The 15,107-nt window shown below is 51.9% G+C and carries 16 protein-coding genes (1 of these 16 cut by a window edge); 6 read left to right on the forward strand and 10 right to left on the reverse strand.

All coding sequences use genetic code 11. The features are described from left to right. The first annotated feature begins 15 nt into the window (after nucleotides 1-15). From HND56_02065 to gcvP, 5 genes are all read left to right on the forward strand, one after another. Entirely contained in the window at nucleotides 16-327 is a 312-nt protein-coding gene (locus tag HND56_02065; protein ID QKK04547.1) for a hypothetical protein, read from the forward strand. A 130-nt stretch (nucleotides 328-457) separates the two neighbouring features. After that, nucleotides 458-820: a histidine triad nucleotide-binding protein gene (locus tag HND56_02070; protein QKK04548.1), complete on the forward strand. Its 363-nt coding sequence runs from the start codon at nucleotides 458-460 to the stop codon at nucleotides 818-820. 37 nt (nucleotides 821-857) lie between these two features. After that, nucleotides 858-1,994, forward strand: coding sequence for a glycine cleavage system aminomethyltransferase GcvT (gcvT, locus tag HND56_02075; GenBank protein QKK06523.1), 1,137 nt, complete (start codon nucleotides 858-860; stop codon nucleotides 1,992-1,994). An 18-nt stretch (nucleotides 1,995-2,012) separates the two neighbouring features. Further along, nucleotides 2,013-2,396 (forward strand): glycine cleavage system protein GcvH, encoded by a 384-nt coding sequence (gene gcvH / locus HND56_02080; GenBank protein ID QKK04549.1) that lies wholly within the window; start codon nucleotides 2,013-2,015, stop codon nucleotides 2,394-2,396. Nucleotides 2,397-2,465: 69 nt separating this feature from the next. Then, complete coding sequence (gcvP, locus tag HND56_02085; GenBank protein QKK04550.1) at nucleotides 2,466-5,357, forward strand: aminomethyl-transferring glycine dehydrogenase; 2,892 nt, start codon at nucleotides 2,466-2,468, stop codon at nucleotides 5,355-5,357. A 70-nt stretch (nucleotides 5,358-5,427) separates the two neighbouring features. Here the strand turns inward: gcvP and HND56_02090 are convergent, their stop codons facing one another. The 7 genes from HND56_02090 to HND56_02120 all read right to left on the reverse strand — a co-directional run bounded on the left by HND56_02090 (nucleotide 5,428) and on the right by HND56_02120 (nucleotide 12,522). After that, nucleotides 5,428-7,770 carry a S9 family peptidase gene (locus HND56_02090; GenBank protein QKK04551.1) on the reverse strand — a complete coding sequence of 781 codons (2,343 nt, stop codon included), beginning with the start codon at nucleotides 7,768-7,770 and terminating at the stop codon, nucleotides 5,428-5,430. A gap of 245 nt (nucleotides 7,771-8,015) precedes the next feature. Further along, a complete protein-coding gene (locus HND56_02095; protein ID QKK04552.1) occupies nucleotides 8,016-8,783 on the reverse strand; it encodes an enoyl-CoA hydratase in 768 nt (255 codons plus the stop codon). 6 nt (nucleotides 8,784-8,789) lie between these two features. Continuing rightward, the gene (locus HND56_02100) at nucleotides 8,790-9,176 is read right to left on the reverse strand and encodes a cupin domain-containing protein (protein ID QKK04553.1); all 387 of its coding nucleotides are present in this window, start codon (nucleotides 9,174-9,176) and stop codon (nucleotides 8,790-8,792) included. Beyond that, on the reverse strand, nucleotides 9,176-9,520 hold the full coding sequence (locus HND56_02105; protein QKK04554.1) for a hypothetical protein: 345 nt from the start codon (nucleotides 9,518-9,520) through the stop codon (nucleotides 9,176-9,178). The genes HND56_02100 and HND56_02105 overlap by 1 nt, the downstream gene beginning before the upstream one ends. Next, on the reverse strand, nucleotides 9,517-10,140 hold the full coding sequence (locus HND56_02110) for a hypothetical protein (protein QKK04555.1): 624 nt from the start codon (nucleotides 10,138-10,140) through the stop codon (nucleotides 9,517-9,519). The genes HND56_02105 and HND56_02110 overlap by 4 nt, the downstream gene beginning before the upstream one ends. Nucleotides 10,141-10,216: 76 nt before the next feature. Continuing rightward, complete coding sequence (locus HND56_02115; protein ID QKK04556.1) at nucleotides 10,217-10,648, reverse strand: hypothetical protein; 432 nt, start codon at nucleotides 10,646-10,648, stop codon at nucleotides 10,217-10,219. Between the two features lie 41 nt (nucleotides 10,649-10,689). Further along, the gene (locus HND56_02120; protein QKK04557.1) at nucleotides 10,690-12,522 is read right to left on the reverse strand and encodes a hypothetical protein; all 1,833 of its coding nucleotides are present in this window, start codon (nucleotides 12,520-12,522) and stop codon (nucleotides 10,690-10,692) included. A 149-nt stretch (nucleotides 12,523-12,671) separates the two neighbouring features. Here HND56_02120 and HND56_02125 point away from each other — a divergent pair, with 149 nt between their 5' ends. Beyond that, a complete protein-coding gene (locus tag HND56_02125; GenBank protein QKK04558.1) occupies nucleotides 12,672-13,070 on the forward strand; it encodes a hypothetical protein in 399 nt (132 codons plus the stop codon). Here the strand turns inward: HND56_02125 and HND56_02130 are convergent. The 3 genes in view from HND56_02130 to HND56_02140 are tightly spaced (at most 35 nt apart) and all read right to left on the reverse strand, a layout consistent with a single transcriptional unit that may run on beyond the window. Next, on the reverse strand, nucleotides 13,064-13,789 hold the full coding sequence (locus HND56_02130; protein ID QKK04559.1) for a 1-acyl-sn-glycerol-3-phosphate acyltransferase: 726 nt from the start codon (nucleotides 13,787-13,789) through the stop codon (nucleotides 13,064-13,066). The genes HND56_02125 and HND56_02130 overlap by 7 nt on opposite strands. A gap of 35 nt (nucleotides 13,790-13,824) precedes the next feature. Beyond that, on the reverse strand, nucleotides 13,825-14,742 hold the full coding sequence (locus HND56_02135; protein QKK04560.1) for an ABC transporter permease: 918 nt from the start codon (nucleotides 14,740-14,742) through the stop codon (nucleotides 13,825-13,827). 22 nt (nucleotides 14,743-14,764) lie between these two features. Continuing rightward, nucleotides 14,765-15,107, reverse strand: the end of a protein-coding gene (locus tag HND56_02140) for an ATP-binding cassette domain-containing protein (GenBank protein QKK04561.1). It continues 374 nt past the right edge of the window; 343 of the gene's 717 nt are visible here — the last part of the coding sequence; its start codon lies off the right edge, out of view; it ends in the stop codon at nucleotides 14,765-14,767.

Raw genomic sequence — 15,107 nt, forward strand, 5'->3', positions numbered from 1 at the left:
ACGGAGGGGGCAGCCATGATCCGTCTCGCAATCCCAGATTTGGTTCCGGCAGAGGTCTATACGGACCGGGACGGGGATTTGCGGGTCAAAGTGCGGCCGCTGTCGGATAAGGAGGGTTATACCGCCGATATTCCGATGGATGTCGCAAAAGAGCTGCAAGAAAATCTGGATTATACTGTGGCCGAGGCGAAAAACCTCGGCCTTTCTCATATGCAGCTGGAAAATTTCCGCGATATGCAGAAAATTTTCACAAAAATTCTGGGCGGGACTCCGGCGAAAAAACCGCGCCGCCGCCGGAATAAAAAAATCACCCCCGTACGCCGTTAGGCATCTCATTTTTTTCTCCATGTTTTTCTCTTTTTTTCGCAAGGGAATCTCCTTGTCTTCATGCGTCAATACGCCTAAATTTGTGGGGTATTTGTCTCATGGACAGCGTTAAAGGCAGGGAGGAGTAATCATGTCCTATGATCCGAACAATATTTTCGCCAAAATTTTGAAAGGGGATATCCCTTGCGATAAGGTATATGAGGACGATCATGTCTTGGCATTCCGTGATCTGCACCCGCAAGCACCGACACATATTCTGGTGATTCCCAAAACCGCTTATACGGATATGGATGATTTCACCGCCAATGCTTCCGCCGAAGAAATAACGGCATTTTTCAAAGCGGTCGGACAGATTGCCCGCACGGAAGGCGTGGCGGAAAGCGGCTACCGCATCATTTCCAATTGCGGCGTCAATAGCGGTCAGGAAGTACCGCATCTGCATATTCATATATTAGGCGGGCGCAAGCTGGGGCGCATGGTTGCAGCAGCATAACGAAGATATTTTATTTCAGGAGTTTTAAGGAATGAGCATGGCAACAGCCTCTATCAAAGAACAGCAAGTGCTTTTGAAAACGCCGCTTTGGGCGTGGCATAAGCATCATGATGCCCGCATGGTGCCTTTTGCCGGTTATGATTTGCCGGTACAGTATGCGGCAGGGGTAAAGGCCGAACATATGCAGGTGCGCGAAAATGCGGGGCTGTTCGATGTGTCACATATGGGGCAGGTTATCATCCGCTCCCGCGATAATGGTGATCCGGCGGCGGCGCTGGAAAAAATCGTTCCCGGTGATATTTGCGGTCTGGCAACAGGCAAGATGCGCTATACGGTGCTGCTGAATGATAAAGGCGGCATTCTGGATGATCTGATTGTCACGCGTCTGGGTGAAAACAAACTTTTTGCCGTGTTGAACGCGTCGCGTAAAGAAGAGGATATCGCCTATATTGAAAAAATGATCGGCGATCTGGTGCAGGTGGAATTGCTGGAAGATAAAGCACTGCTGGCGCTGCAAGGCCCGAAAGCACTGGAAGTGCTGGAGAGAACAATTCCCGAAGTCAGCTTTAAAGGCCTCGGCTTCATGTCCTCGAAATATGCGGTTTTTGAAGGGGAAGATATTCTGGTCAGCCGCAGCGGTTATACGGGGGAGGACGGTTTCGAGCTCTCCGTATCCAAGCGTAATGCCGAAAAACTGGCCAATGCATTACTGGAAGACGGTCAGACAGTCTGGCCGATCGGTCTTGGTGCGCGCGACTCTTTGCGCCTTGAATCAGGCTTTTGTCTTTACGGGCATGATATTTGGGAAGAGACCACACCGGTTGAGGCAGGGCTGCTCTGGGTTATTCCGAAACAGCGCCGCACGGCTGATGCGGGATATTGCGGAGCGGCTGTGATTGCTGCGCAGATTAAGAACGGCACGGAGAAAAAACGCATCGGTCTGCGCCCCGAAGGGCGGGCGCCGATCCGTGAAGGTGTCGCACTTTTTGATGAAAACGGTACGGAGATCGGCAGTGTCACCAGCGGCGGTTACAGCCCGCTTTTGGAAGCGCCGATTGCGATGGGTTATGTGGCTTCCTCCCATGCTGCGGCAGGGCAGAAGATACTTGCAAAAATGCGCGGAAAAGACTATCCGTGTGATGTTGTTAAAATGCCTTTTATCACCAAAGGATAGGAGAGGAGACAAGGTAAAATGAGTACGCTTTATTTCACGGAAGAGCATGAATATATTCTGGTTGATGACGACGGTATCTGCACGGTCGGCATTTCCGATTATGCGCAGAAACAGCTGGGCGATGTCGTTTATGTCGAAACGCCGGAAGTCGGCGCATCTTTTGAAAGCGGTGACGAGGCCGGTGTGGTCGAATCCGTTAAAATCGCCAGCGAAATTTACAGCCCGGTCTCCGGCGAAGTCGTTGAAGTCAACGAGGCATTGGCCGATAACCCGTCACTGGTGAACGAAGATCCTATCGGCGACGGCTGGTTCTTTAAAATCAAAATGACGGATGAAGCCGAGTTGGAAGATTTGAAAGACGAAGCGGAATATCAGGAATTTCTGGACGAAATTGCCGCCTAGATAATCGGCAGGCATTTGACGGCGGAGGCGGTAGTGGGAAAACTTATTCACTTTAGGAACGATGGCGACATGACAATCAGCAACACGGATCTTAAACAGGACAGTTTTGACACAAGGCATATCGGCCCCGATGCGGCAGAAACGGAAGAAATGCTGAAAGCTGTCGGTGTTGACAGTCTTGACGTATTGGTACGTGAAGTTGTGCCCGGGTCCATCTATGCGGATGCCCCGCTTGATCTGCCGGAGGGGCTGTCGGAATATGAGGCGCTGAAAAAACTGCGCGGCATTGCGGGCAAAAACAATATGCTGCGCTCCTTCATCGGGATGGGTTATACCGATACGGTGACGCCGCCGGTTATTCTGCGTAATGTGCTGGAAAATCCGGGCTGGTACACGGCCTATACACCCTATCAGCCGGAAATCAGTCAGGGCCGTCTCGAGGCGCTGCTGAATTATCAGCAGATGATTATTGATCTGACAGCGCTGGATATCGCCAATTCCTCTCTGCTGGATGAAGGCACGGCAGCCGCCGAAGCCATGACGATGGCGCGCCGCGTCGGCAAATCGAAAAGCGATGTTTTGCTGGTCGATGAAAATTGTCACCCACAAACGATTGATGTTTTGAAAACCCGTGCCGAACCTCTGGGCATTACGCTTGAAATCGGTGCGCCGGAAAGTTTCGCAAGCAAGGACGGTTTTGCCGTGCTGCTGCAATATCCCGATACCACAGGGGAAATCATCGATTATAAAACACTGACTGCGGCTGTTCATGACAAGGGCGGTCTGGTGATTGTTGCCGCTGATCTGCTGGCACTGACATTGCTGACGCCGCCCGGTGAATGGGGCGCGGATATCGTCGTCGGTTCGGCGCAGCGTTTCGGCGTACCGATGGGATTCGGCGGGCCGCATGCCGCATTTTTTGCCACGCGTGATGACTATAAACGCTCGGTTCCGGGACGCATTGTCGGCGTATCTGTCGATGCGAAAGGGCGCCCGGCTCTGCGTCTGGCGCTGCAAACACGCGAACAGCATATCCGCCGTGAAAAGGCAACCAGCAATATCTGCACGGCGCAGGTGCTGCTTGCCAATATCGCAGGCTTCTATGCTGTCTGGCACGGTGCGGAAGGCTTGACCCGTATTGCAAAACGTATTCACAATTTGACGGCATTGCTGGCGAAAACACTGCAACAGCAGGATATTAAAAGCAGCAACCAATATGCTTTCGATACGCTGACATTTGATCTGGGCAGTGCGGCGGCTGAAAAAGCGGCGCTTGATCGCGGCGTAAAAAGCGGCATTAATCTGCGCGGCTTCGGTGACGGACGTATCGGTGTGACGCTGGATCAGAAAACGGATTTGCAGGATATTGCGCTGATTGCCGCTGTGATTGCGGATAAGGATCCGGATATTGTTGCAGAGGCGCCATCGCTGCTGCCGCAAAATTTATTGCGCCAATCCGCATTTTTGACTCATCCGGTTTTCAGTAAATACCGTTCCGAAACGGAAATGCTGCGCTATCTGCGCCGTTTGGAGCAAAAGGATATTGCGCTGAACCGTTCGATGATTCCGCTTGGCTCCTGCACGATGAAACTGAATGCGGCGGCGGAAATGCTGCCCGTCACATGGCCGGAATTTTCCGATATGCACCCCTTTGTGCCGCAGGATCAGGCGCAGGGTTACCGCGAGATGATCGCGGGGCTGGAAGAAATGCTGTGCAAAATCACCGGCTTTGCCGCTGTGTCACTGCAACCGAATGCGGGCTCGCAAGGCGAATATGCGGGGCTGTTGACTATTCGCGCCTATCATCACAGCCGCGGTGAGACGCACCGCAATATTTGCCTTATTCCCAGCTCCGCTCATGGCACAAATCCGGCCAGTGCGGTGATGGCGGGAATGGATGTCGTTGTCGTCAAATGTGACCAGAACGGCAATATCGATCTGGATGATCTGCGTGCGAAGGCGGAAAAGCATAAAGATAATCTCGCCGCATTGATGGTGACCTATCCCTCCACCCATGGCGTGTTCGAGGAAGGTATCGTCGATATCTGCGATATCGTGCATGATTTCGGTGGACAGGTTTATATGGACGGCGCGAATATGAATGCGCTGGTCGGCGTGGCCTATCCGGGGAAATTCGGTGCGGATGTCGCGCATCTGAACCTGCATAAAACCTTCTGCATTCCGCATGGCGGCGGCGGACCGGGTGTCGGTCCGATTGGCGTTGCCGCGCATCTTGCCCCCTTCCTGCCCGGCAGTGCCGTGGTAGATGGAATCGGCGGGGCGGAGGCCGTCTCCTCTATTTCTGCAGCGCCTTTCGGTTCTGCGGGAATTTTGTCGATTACATGGATGTATATTGTGATGATGGGCGGGGAAGGTTTGCGCCGTGCGACCGAGCTGGCGATTTTGAATGCCAATTACATCGCCAAAAAACTTAGCGCGCATTACAGCATTCTGTATACGGGCAAAAGCGGTTTTGTTGCGCATGAATGCATTCTGGATACGCGCCGCATTCATACCGAAATCGGCGTCAGTGTTGAAAGCATTGCCAAGCGCTTAATGGATTTCGGCTTCCACGCGCCGACGATGTCTTTCCCCGTACCGCATACGCTGATGGTGGAACCGACGGAAAGCGAAAGCAAGGAAGAGCTTGACCGCTTTATTGCGGCAATGTCACAAATCCGTGCCGAAATCACGCAGGTGGAAAACGGTGACTGGGCGGTTGATGATAATCCGCTGGCCAATGCGCCGCATACATTTGCCGATCTGCTGGCGGAAGACTGGGATAAGCCTTACAGCCGCGAAACAGGTGCGTTCCCGCTGCCGCATATTGCCGAGGATAAATACTGGCCGCCTGTCTCCCGCATTGATAATGCGGCGGGTGACCGCAATCTTGTTTGCACCTGTCCGCCGCTGGAAGCTTACGAAACATCGGCAGGAAAAACGGCGCAGGATGCCGCCTGATTATGAACGGATAAAAGAAAAACGCGCTCCGGCATAGCGGGAGCGCGTTTTCTTTTATCTTCGATATTTCTTATGCGCCGGGGCCGCCGCGTTTTTTGCGGAAGATGCCCGGAGTAATTTTTTTCGTAATTTTCTCCGCGAGTTTGACGCTGCGTTCAGCCAGATCGTTAAAACCGCCCGCGATTTTGCTGTCAGGCGTTTTGACGTTTTTCAGCGAGGCTTTGTATTCCTCCTGATTAATCGGGCCAAGCGCCTTTTCCAAAAAGGCATGTGTCTCGCCGATTTCAATCAGTGAATCCTCTTGCGATTTTCCCGCACCGTGACCGGTGTTTTTGGACACGCGCAACAAGATCTGGTTATCGGCATCGGATTCGCTTTGCATCGTTGCTGCCCATTTATAGGCATGCCAGGGCAGAACGCGGTCATCATGGTCGCCGGTCTTAATCAGGGTCGGCGGATATTTCGCGTCTTTTTTGACATTGTGCAGCGGTGAATAGGCAGCTGCGGTTTCGAAATCCTTTTTCACATCAGGATCGCCGTAATCGGATTTCCATGCCGCGCCATAGGTTCCCAGCTGGAAACGGAACATATCAATAACGGGCACAGCAGAGATCACCGCACCGAAAAGATCAGGGCGTTGCAACACTGTTGCGGCGGTCAATAGCCCGCCGTTACTGCCGCCTTCGATCGCGATACGTTTGGAGGAAGTGTATTTTTCCTCAATCAGGTGTTCCGCGCAGGCAATCAGATCATCATAGACATTCTGTTTGTTTTCGCAGCGTCCCTGATCATACCATTCCTGCCCGTATTCACCGCCGCCGCGCAGATTGGCACGGGCATAGATACCGCCGCTTTTCACCCAATGGGCAACGCCGGAGCTGAAACCCGGATTAAGTGAGATATCAAAGCCGCCATAGCCGTAAAGCTTCACGGCGGCACTGCCGTCCAGTTTGGCATCGGGATGGCGGATGATGGTCATCGGCACTTTCGTCCCGTCTTTGGAGGTCGCGGTAATGCGTTCGACAATGCAATCCGTCAGATCAACAGGCAGGTCGTTCTGTTTGATCAGTTTGAAATCGTTTTTATCGATATCATATTCATAGCGGTTACCGCTTTGCTGGTCATTGCTGATGCTGAAAATCAGCTTTTTGTCTTCGGGCTGGAACTGGGCAATACCATACAGCGCCAAAGGCAGCGGCAATGCGACATCATATTGGAACTTTCCGTCCAGATCATGAACCTTCAACTGATCCGCCGTATCATGGCTGTGATTCACAAACAGCTTGCCCTGATGGATAAAGGCGCTGTCCAGCGTATCTTCCGCATCTTCGGCAATCACGGTTTCCCAGTTTTCAGGGGCAGGGTTTTTCAGGTCAAAACGTACCAGACGGCCTTTCGGCGCGTCCAGTTTTGTGATGGCATAGACTTTATCACCGATTTCGGCAATCGGGCTGATATCGGCAACACCGTCATCAATCAGTTTTGTGAAATCATCATTGGTTCCGGCCTTGCGGAAATAAAGCCCGTTTTTCGGGTCGGTACCGATGCTGGTGCTAATCCATTCATTCTTTTTTGTTTTCAAACGGAACAGACCGGCAAAGGCCATTTCGCGGTCATCGGGGGTAAAGACAATTTTGTCATTTTTCACATCTTCACCGATTGTGTGATGTTTGACGAAAGAACGCTTATGCGCGTCATTCATCGGATAGCCGTAATGGAAACCTTTACCGTCTTTATCCCATGTCACACTGCCGAAACGGAAACCGTCGATTTTATCGGCGATGTTTTTTCCGGTTTTGGTGTCCAGAATATACAGCGTTTTCGCGTCACTGCCGTTTTCGGATAATAGATAGGCAACGCGTTTTCCATCCGGGCTGGGGAAGGTGCCGGACAGGGCGGTCTTGCCTGTGGCATCCAGCTTATTCGGGTCAATCAACACATGCGGGGCGTCATCGGGCTTGCCTTTTGGGCGTACCTGATAAACAGCATGGTTGGAGGCACCGTCATGGTAATGGGAAAAGCTGAATTTGCCGTAGCTGGCGGGAATGCTTTCGGTTTCGCGGTTCAGGATTTTTTCAACAAAATCGCGGGCGGATCTTTGCACCTCATCCGTGCCGGCGATATATTCCTGAAAGCGCTCATTCTGGCGGTCAACCCAGTCACCGACTTCCGCAGCATCAATATCTTCCAGCGGGCGGAAATGGTCATGCACCTCATAGCCGTGCAGATTTGTGACCGTATCATCATGCGGCGGATTCAAAGCACGCTTCAGCCCCTCCACCGAAGGCGGGGGAGAGCCGATGGTAATTTTTGCAGTTTTTAAATCTTCGCGTTCCGCTTTACCGGTTTTGCTGAAATAGTGACGAATTTTGCCGAAAACACCTGTTTCGGGCTTTTTGTCAGGTTGTGCCATTTTATCCGTGCCTTTTTGTCATTGTCTTTAAACACCCGCCGCCGGCTTGCCAAAGCCGGAGCGCACTACACACAAGACCCTCAATTTCCGCACGGAAATTTTCTATTAGAATGTTATGAAAAATTGAAACACTCTTTCATAACAGTAGTAAAAATTGCAACGATATGTCAAGTTTTTATTGATAAATATAGCACCTGCAGATATCACCACCTCCGCATGCGTGCCATTCCAATCAAATGAAGAGCTTAGCCTGATTTTGGCGCGCCCGGTTTTTTGCGCCCGAAAAACGTCGTAATGGCGTTTTTGGTTTCTTCCGAGGTCAGGCAGTCCTTGAACACATCGGCCTCGCGGGAAATGCGGGCGGCGACGGATTCAAAATCCTGCCGCATCAGCGCCTTGGTTTCGCGCAAAGCGTTTTGCGGTTTTTTTGCCAGTTTCTCTGCTGTTTTCATAGCCGTATCCAGCACATCATCCGCTTTGCAGATGCGGTTTACAAAACCGACCTCTTTCGCGTCTTCTGCCGTGAAGGGCTCGCCCAGCATTAACAGCTCGGCAGCGCGCTGATGTCCGGCAAGGCGCGGCAGCAGCATCGAAGACCCTGCCTCCGGCACAAGGCCGAGATTGATAAAGGGCAGGGAGAAGGTGGAATCTTCCGCAACATAAACAAAATCACAATGCAGCAGCATGGTGGTGCCGATGCCGACGGCTGTGCCGTTTACTGCTGCGACGACGGGCAGCTCCGCTTCGGACAAGGTTTTTAAAAATTGCAGAACCGGGCTTGAATCATCCTGCGGCGGATTGTTCAGAAAATCCAGCAGATCATTTCCGGCGCAAAAAGCGTCTTGTGATCCGGTGATCAGGATGACACGCAGATCAGGGTCATTGCCCGCATCTTTAATCGCTTTTGCCATGTCGCTATACATGCCTGTTGTCAGCGCATTCTTTTTTTCGGGACGGTTCATGGTGATGGTCAGGATGCCGTCTTTTTTCGATGTTTTGATCAGGTCAGTCATAAATATTCAATCCTTGTTTTGTTCTTGCGGAAGCAAAATCACGTAATGCTTTTTTAAAGGCGTCAGGCTTTCCCATGTCCCTTTGAAACCGGCCGGGATAATGAACCCCTCCCCTGTTTTGATATGCACGGCATTGCCGTCTTCATCCGTCAGCACGGCTTCACCTTCGATCAGCTGGCAGAATTCCCATTCCGTATAAGCAACCTTGTGCTTGCCCGGAGAGGCTTCCCAGATGCCGCAGTAAAGGCGGTTATTCTCGCCGATAAAATGATTCCATGTCACGGTGTCAATCGGGCCTGTGAGTGTGCGTTCGGCGGAAATTTGCTCCGCCTCTGCGGCAGGCGCCTCCGGCCCTTCGGTTTTCAGTACGAGAATTTTTGCCGTATTGCTCATTATTCTACCGCCGTCCATGTTTCGCTGTCCACAACGCCATTCGGCCCCATGGCATTGTAATGGCGGTATTGCAGACGGATATTTTCTCCGGTGGGGATATTGTCACCGTCAATTTTGACATGCAGCGTTTCCCCTTTTTTATCAGTCAGACAGGCGCTGCCTTTGGCAACATGCCCATCGGTGACGACAGCCTCTTGCGGGATAATATGATACAGACCGTCCTGATCCGTTTTTTTTACATCAGCCGTTACATCACATTCCATCCAGAAACTGGCCTGCGCCGTTTGCGGCAGGGCAGCGCCTAAAAACAACAGCACGGAAATCAGTATGACGGATCTGGTCATGGCGTAAATCCGCCTTTGCGCGGTGCGCGGGGTTTCAGTGTCGGATTTTCCGGCGTTTCCGCAGCTTTCTTTCTGAGCTGTTGGAGGAAGTTATAGCATTTCAGCTCGTTCCGTGCGTCATTGATGGCGATATGCGCCTCATCATCGGGCAGGCGCGGCAGGCGCAGGCCTTGATTTCCGGCTTCGCGTTTCAGCTCGTTAATGTCGCGGAATTCGACATGGCCGATTCCCTTTTCGTTTTTCAGGGTTTCAAAAAATTCGCCCATACCGCCGAAAAGCTGGCAGATCAAAACATTGTCGTAGGAACCGTTTCTTGCCCACAGCTCGACCTTATCCGCCGGCTCAAACATATCCAGCACACCTTGACGGATTTCATCGATGCTTTTCCATGTATCGGGGGCATCCAGTTTGTCGATGACATGGGTCTTCAACCACGGTTCCTGTTTGGCGGCATGCAGATTAAACTCTTTCGAGATGCCGTAATATTCACTGCCTTTTTCATTCAGGATACCGATGCTGACCAGCTCGCAGCTGAAATCAGACGGGTTGTCATGGAATTCCGTATCGAAAAAATAGCGGCGTATGGCAGGCTGTTTAGGCGATTTCTGCGGTGCGGACATCGGGCGGTTTCCTCTGCGCTGTTTTGTGTATAGAGAATATGTTTATAGCAGAAGCGCCGGAGGCTGTAAACGGAATCTAACCGCCGCGCGTGGCGCATTTATAGACGGCATAGCCCAGCACGGCAAAGCCGATCAGCAGCACCAGCCCGACAGTACGAAAGCCCAGCTTTAACGCTTCTTTCTGTCCTGCGCGGATATCGTCATAGACGGCTTCCATGGAACCTGTCTGTTTGTAAACGGCAAGCTGTCTTTCGGCGCAATGCCAGGTATAGGCACCGAAGAGAGGACCGAGTATCAGGCCGGAACCAAGTGCCAGCAAAATCGCCTCGTCACGGGTGAATAAATTTCCGATATAAAAAAACACCAGATAAAAAAGACAGGTGACAAGCAGGATAAAGGGCAGAGAGGCGCGCAGGATGAAACGCGGGCGTCCGATAGCACGGCGGGTTTCCCATTTTTTTAAGCCGTTCTCAAGCGCGATAAGATATTTTTCTTTGACCTTGCTCATAGAGAAAGATTACGTGGAATCCCGAGCAGAGGCAATTGCCGTTAATGCGGTTTCGGTTTCGGATTTTTGCGGCGGTAACGGTTATAGCCGACGGCCCCGCCTGCACCGGCACCACCCAGTAACAGCAGACCGGCAAGCCCGCCCCACAGCATAAAGCGGGTTTTTGTGTGGTCATTATATTGCGCTTGCAGCTTTTCTCCGGCGGCGGTATGGACGCTTTCATAGCTAGGTACGGCAGAGGCATCGCGTGCCTCCAGCACCATATTGAAATTATGCGCAAGGCTGTTGCTGCTTTCATCCCGGGCGGTCAATCCGGCGGCGGTTAAATCCGCTGCGGTGACGGACGGATCGGTATGGGCGCGCTTCAGCAAATAATAAGCATCAAAGGAAAATTCCTGTTTGCTCTGCGTTCCGGCATAAGCGGGATCATTTTGCAGCGCTTTGTAATATTCGTCCCAGGGGGCGTATTGCACGGCGATTTTTTCGCGGGCGCGCTCGATAACCTGATCGAACAGCACGCGGCGTTCTTCCAGATTTTCTGGCATCACATCAGGCAGAATTTCATCACGTGCTTCAAAAATGAATTGCATGTTATTGTCCAGATTATTGTCAGACACTCTGTTCCAGAAAAATTCGTTCGGCGTGTCATTGTCATCATCTTCATCGGGGGTGTTTTTGATCATGTCCCATGTGATGTTTTTATCCAGCGCCGCACTCCAGAATGTGATCAGGCTGGTATAATACATATTGGCAAAATCGGGGCTTGCGGCAAATTTTTTGCCGAATTCCCGTGCAGCTTCCTGATAACTGCCATCGCGTTCATAACGGGCTTGTTTTTCCGGCAGCGGTGATAAATCCAAAAAGACATTATCGGCGCTGAAGGGGTAATCCCCGTCTGTTGCAATACCGGCTTTTTTACCTTTTTTGAAATCCTCAATATTTCGGATTGTCGCGTCATCTATTTCCTGAAATAAGGCCGCGCGTTTATCCAGCTGCAGCGGCGGCGTATCGGGCAGTATCTCGTCACGGGCACGCAGCAGCGCATCAATATTATTGTCACGTTGCAGGCCGTCACCGGCAGTCCATTTGCGGAATTCCGTTGGCTGGTCATCATTATCGTTATCCGGCACTTGCGAAAGCAGATCCCATGTCATTTCCGGATTAAAATAAGCGTCCCATAAATGCGCATAGCTGGTGTAATACATACTGCCGTTGCGTTCTTCATTATAGGTGCCGTTGGCGGCGGTGCGCCATGCCTCTGCATAGTTTTCATCCGTTTCGTAACGCGCCAGCTTTTTTTCACGCGGAGTCGGATCCAGATGGATGTTGCTGGCATCGAAGGCATAAGAAGCATAATAATCCATCGCATCATCAAAAGCGGTATGACGCACTTCACCCGCCACGGCTTTGAAGCGCAGCAGCGGGTCACTGATAGCCGTGTTGTCGGGATTGCGGGCGGCGGCAATCAAATCACCGATATTGTCATCCAGTGTGGCACTGTTGCGGGCATCCTGCTCCGTTCCGTCAAAACCCAATAGCACATTGGCATTCACATCTTGCGGGTTCATCACCGTATGCAGAATGGCGAGAAATGTCTGTGTGGACGGCGCATCAAACCAGTTTTCCTCCCGCGCTTCATCGGCAAGGGCGGTCAGATTTTTATAATAGTCACGGTCATTTTCAAGGCGTTGCAATTTATCTCCCAAAGAGCTCTGGTCGGATAATGCCTGCACCATCACCTGTGTCGGGGTCAGTTCCGCCATAACCGCATCATTGATATCTACAGGCATATCTTGTGCGACGGCAGGTGCCGCCGCCAGCCCTGTGAAAAGCGTCGCTAAAGAGAGCGCTGTTGTTTTCCCGAAACCCGTCATTCCGTTTTTTCCCGTTATGATATCAGGCGGGTATCATATATGAAAATATGAAATATGTCAAATGCTGGGCGGTTGATAGAGCCTATCTTTTCAGCCATTGCTTGCTTATAATATGGGAGAAGAGAAAACGTAACGGGAGGACATGTTCAATGGTTCTTATAGCTGCAATTTATGGCGCTTTACTGGCAATGCTGTTTCTGATGCTGTCAATCCATGTCGTGACCCTGCGGCGTGAGCTTGGCATTGCATTCGGCGACGGCGGCAAGGAAGATTTGACCAAGGCTGTGCGTGCACATGGTAATTTTGCCGAATATGTGCCGATCGCGCTGATCCTGTTTGTGATGCTGGAGCTGAACGGTACCAGCGATTATCTTGTGCATCTGCTGGGAGGGGCGCTGGTTCTTGCGCGGGCGTCACATGCATCCGGTCTGTTATTTTCAAAGAACAAAATATCCAAACGCCGCGTCTTCGGTACGGCGCTGACATGGATTGTCATCGGTGTTTCCGGTGCGCTGCTGATTTCCAATTCAATGAACTACGTTTATTGACGATCCGGCTTTAAAAGCGCATCGCTTTCTTTTTCAATGACGGCTTCCAGCTGCTGCATCATTTCCTGCGGCGGCAGCCCGGCCGGGATTGCAGGCAGAAAGCGGAAACTGACCGTACCGGATTTTTTCCAAAAGGCATTGCGTCCCCAGAACAGGCCGGAATTCAGCGCTACGGGAATCACAGGCAGTTCGACATCTTTGTAAATTTTACCGATGCCGCCGCGGTAATCCGCTTTTACCCCCGGAGCAACACGTGTGCCTTGCGGAAAGATCAAAATGGGGCGGCCTTCGCTTTTGACGCGTTCGGCACCTTTAATAATAGACCGCATGGCCTGCGCGGCAGAGCCGCGGTCAATCGGGATCATGCCCATTTTTTTCGGATACCAGCCCCAGATCGGAATCCATGTCAGCTCACGTTTCAGCACGATGGCGGGATCGTTGAGAATTTCGCACAGCTTCAACGTCTCATAAGCCGACTGGTGTTTGGAGGCAACGATAAAAGCACCGTCCTTCGGAACATTTTCCCAACCTTCGACATGAAGATGCAAGCCCAGAATATATTTCTCGATGAAGTTCATATAGCCGAAATAGATTCCGCGGACAATACCGACACTTTTCTCGCGCGGCAGCAGCAGCGTCCACAGCAGCGTGATGCTGAAAAACAACGATCCTGAGAAAAACAGGATATTAAAGGCAAGCGAGCGGATGCGGTCTGTCATGATGGAGAAAAATCAACCCGTTCTTTTTAAGCGGCTTATGCGGCGTTCCAAATCTGCTGGCGCAGAATATTCTTCGTGCGCAGTCTTGCTGCAATGTATAGCAGCCCCAGACCGAAAGCAAGAATGAGACCGAGCATGACCGGGTCGATTTTGACAGCGGCGGGCAGCAGCCCGAACAGACCGAGCAAATAGGCGGGAATCAGGAACAAACCGGCGACCAGTGCGGCGCCCATTGTCAGACCTTTTAAAATATTACGCAATGTATGGCGGCTGAAGACATACAGAATCATTTTGTCTTCGGCACCCAGCACGCGCAGCAGCGCGATTGTCTCTTGTTGCGGGCGCAGCCATTTCGGTGCGGCGGCCAGCATGGCGGCAACAATCAGCGCGGCGGCAATGACGGCGCTGATATTCAGAATCATTAGAAAACGGGCATAGCGGGTTTTCAGGGCGGTGACCTGCGTATCGTGGCTGTGGTCACGCAATTGCGCGGCCGGAAAATGTTCCGCCAGTTCGCTCATTTTTTGTAAGAAGACAGTCTCGCCTGAGGCTGCGATTTTGATCTGCACCAGTGCGGGCAGGGCGGTTTTTGCATCAGTTTCCTGAAAAGCAGGTATGCTGCGGGCATCCAAAAGCGCGGCTTTTAAAATACCGGGAATATTGCGCAGCGTATCAAGTGCCTCATCAGCCTGCTCCTGCGGCGTCCGCGTATCTTGCTCCGATTTGAAAAAGGCCAATGTGTAAATGCCGGATAGTCTGTCCTGTTTTTCAACAACCGATATATGGACATGCTGCCACAGACCGGCAATCAGAAAAATCAGCAAAACGAATCCGGCCATGCGCGGTGCAGGCGATAAAACGCGCGGATCATTGGCAACCGGCATCAGATTCTCCGGATAGACGGGAATCTTTTTTGGATTCGGTGCGGCGGTCTCTGTCTGTTTTGCAGTCATCTTTGTTTTCCTTCGGAGTGAATCAGGCGGCGGAGGATAGGTTGTCGTAAGAATCGGGCGCGGCGAAAACCTCGCGGGAGGGGATCTGCATGATTTTCCCGCCTTCAAGATGCAGTGCGGGGCGCGGCCATGATTCGAGAATCCAGCGGTCATGCGTGGCCATCATAACGGTTGTGCCCAGCTTGTTCAGTTCGGATAACAGGCGCAGGATGCGTTTACTGGATTCGTTATCGATATGCGCGGTCGGCTCATCAGCGAGAATCAGCAGCGGACGGTGGACAACACCGCGTGCCAGCGATACCGCCTGTCTCTCGCCGCCGGACAAAGCGGTCGGCAGGTCATAGGCTTTATGATCCAGATCCAGC

Source organism: Pseudomonadota bacterium, from assembly GCA_013285465.1.
Lineage (GTDB): Bacteria > Pseudomonadota > Alphaproteobacteria > Micavibrionales > CSBR16-224 > CSBR16-224.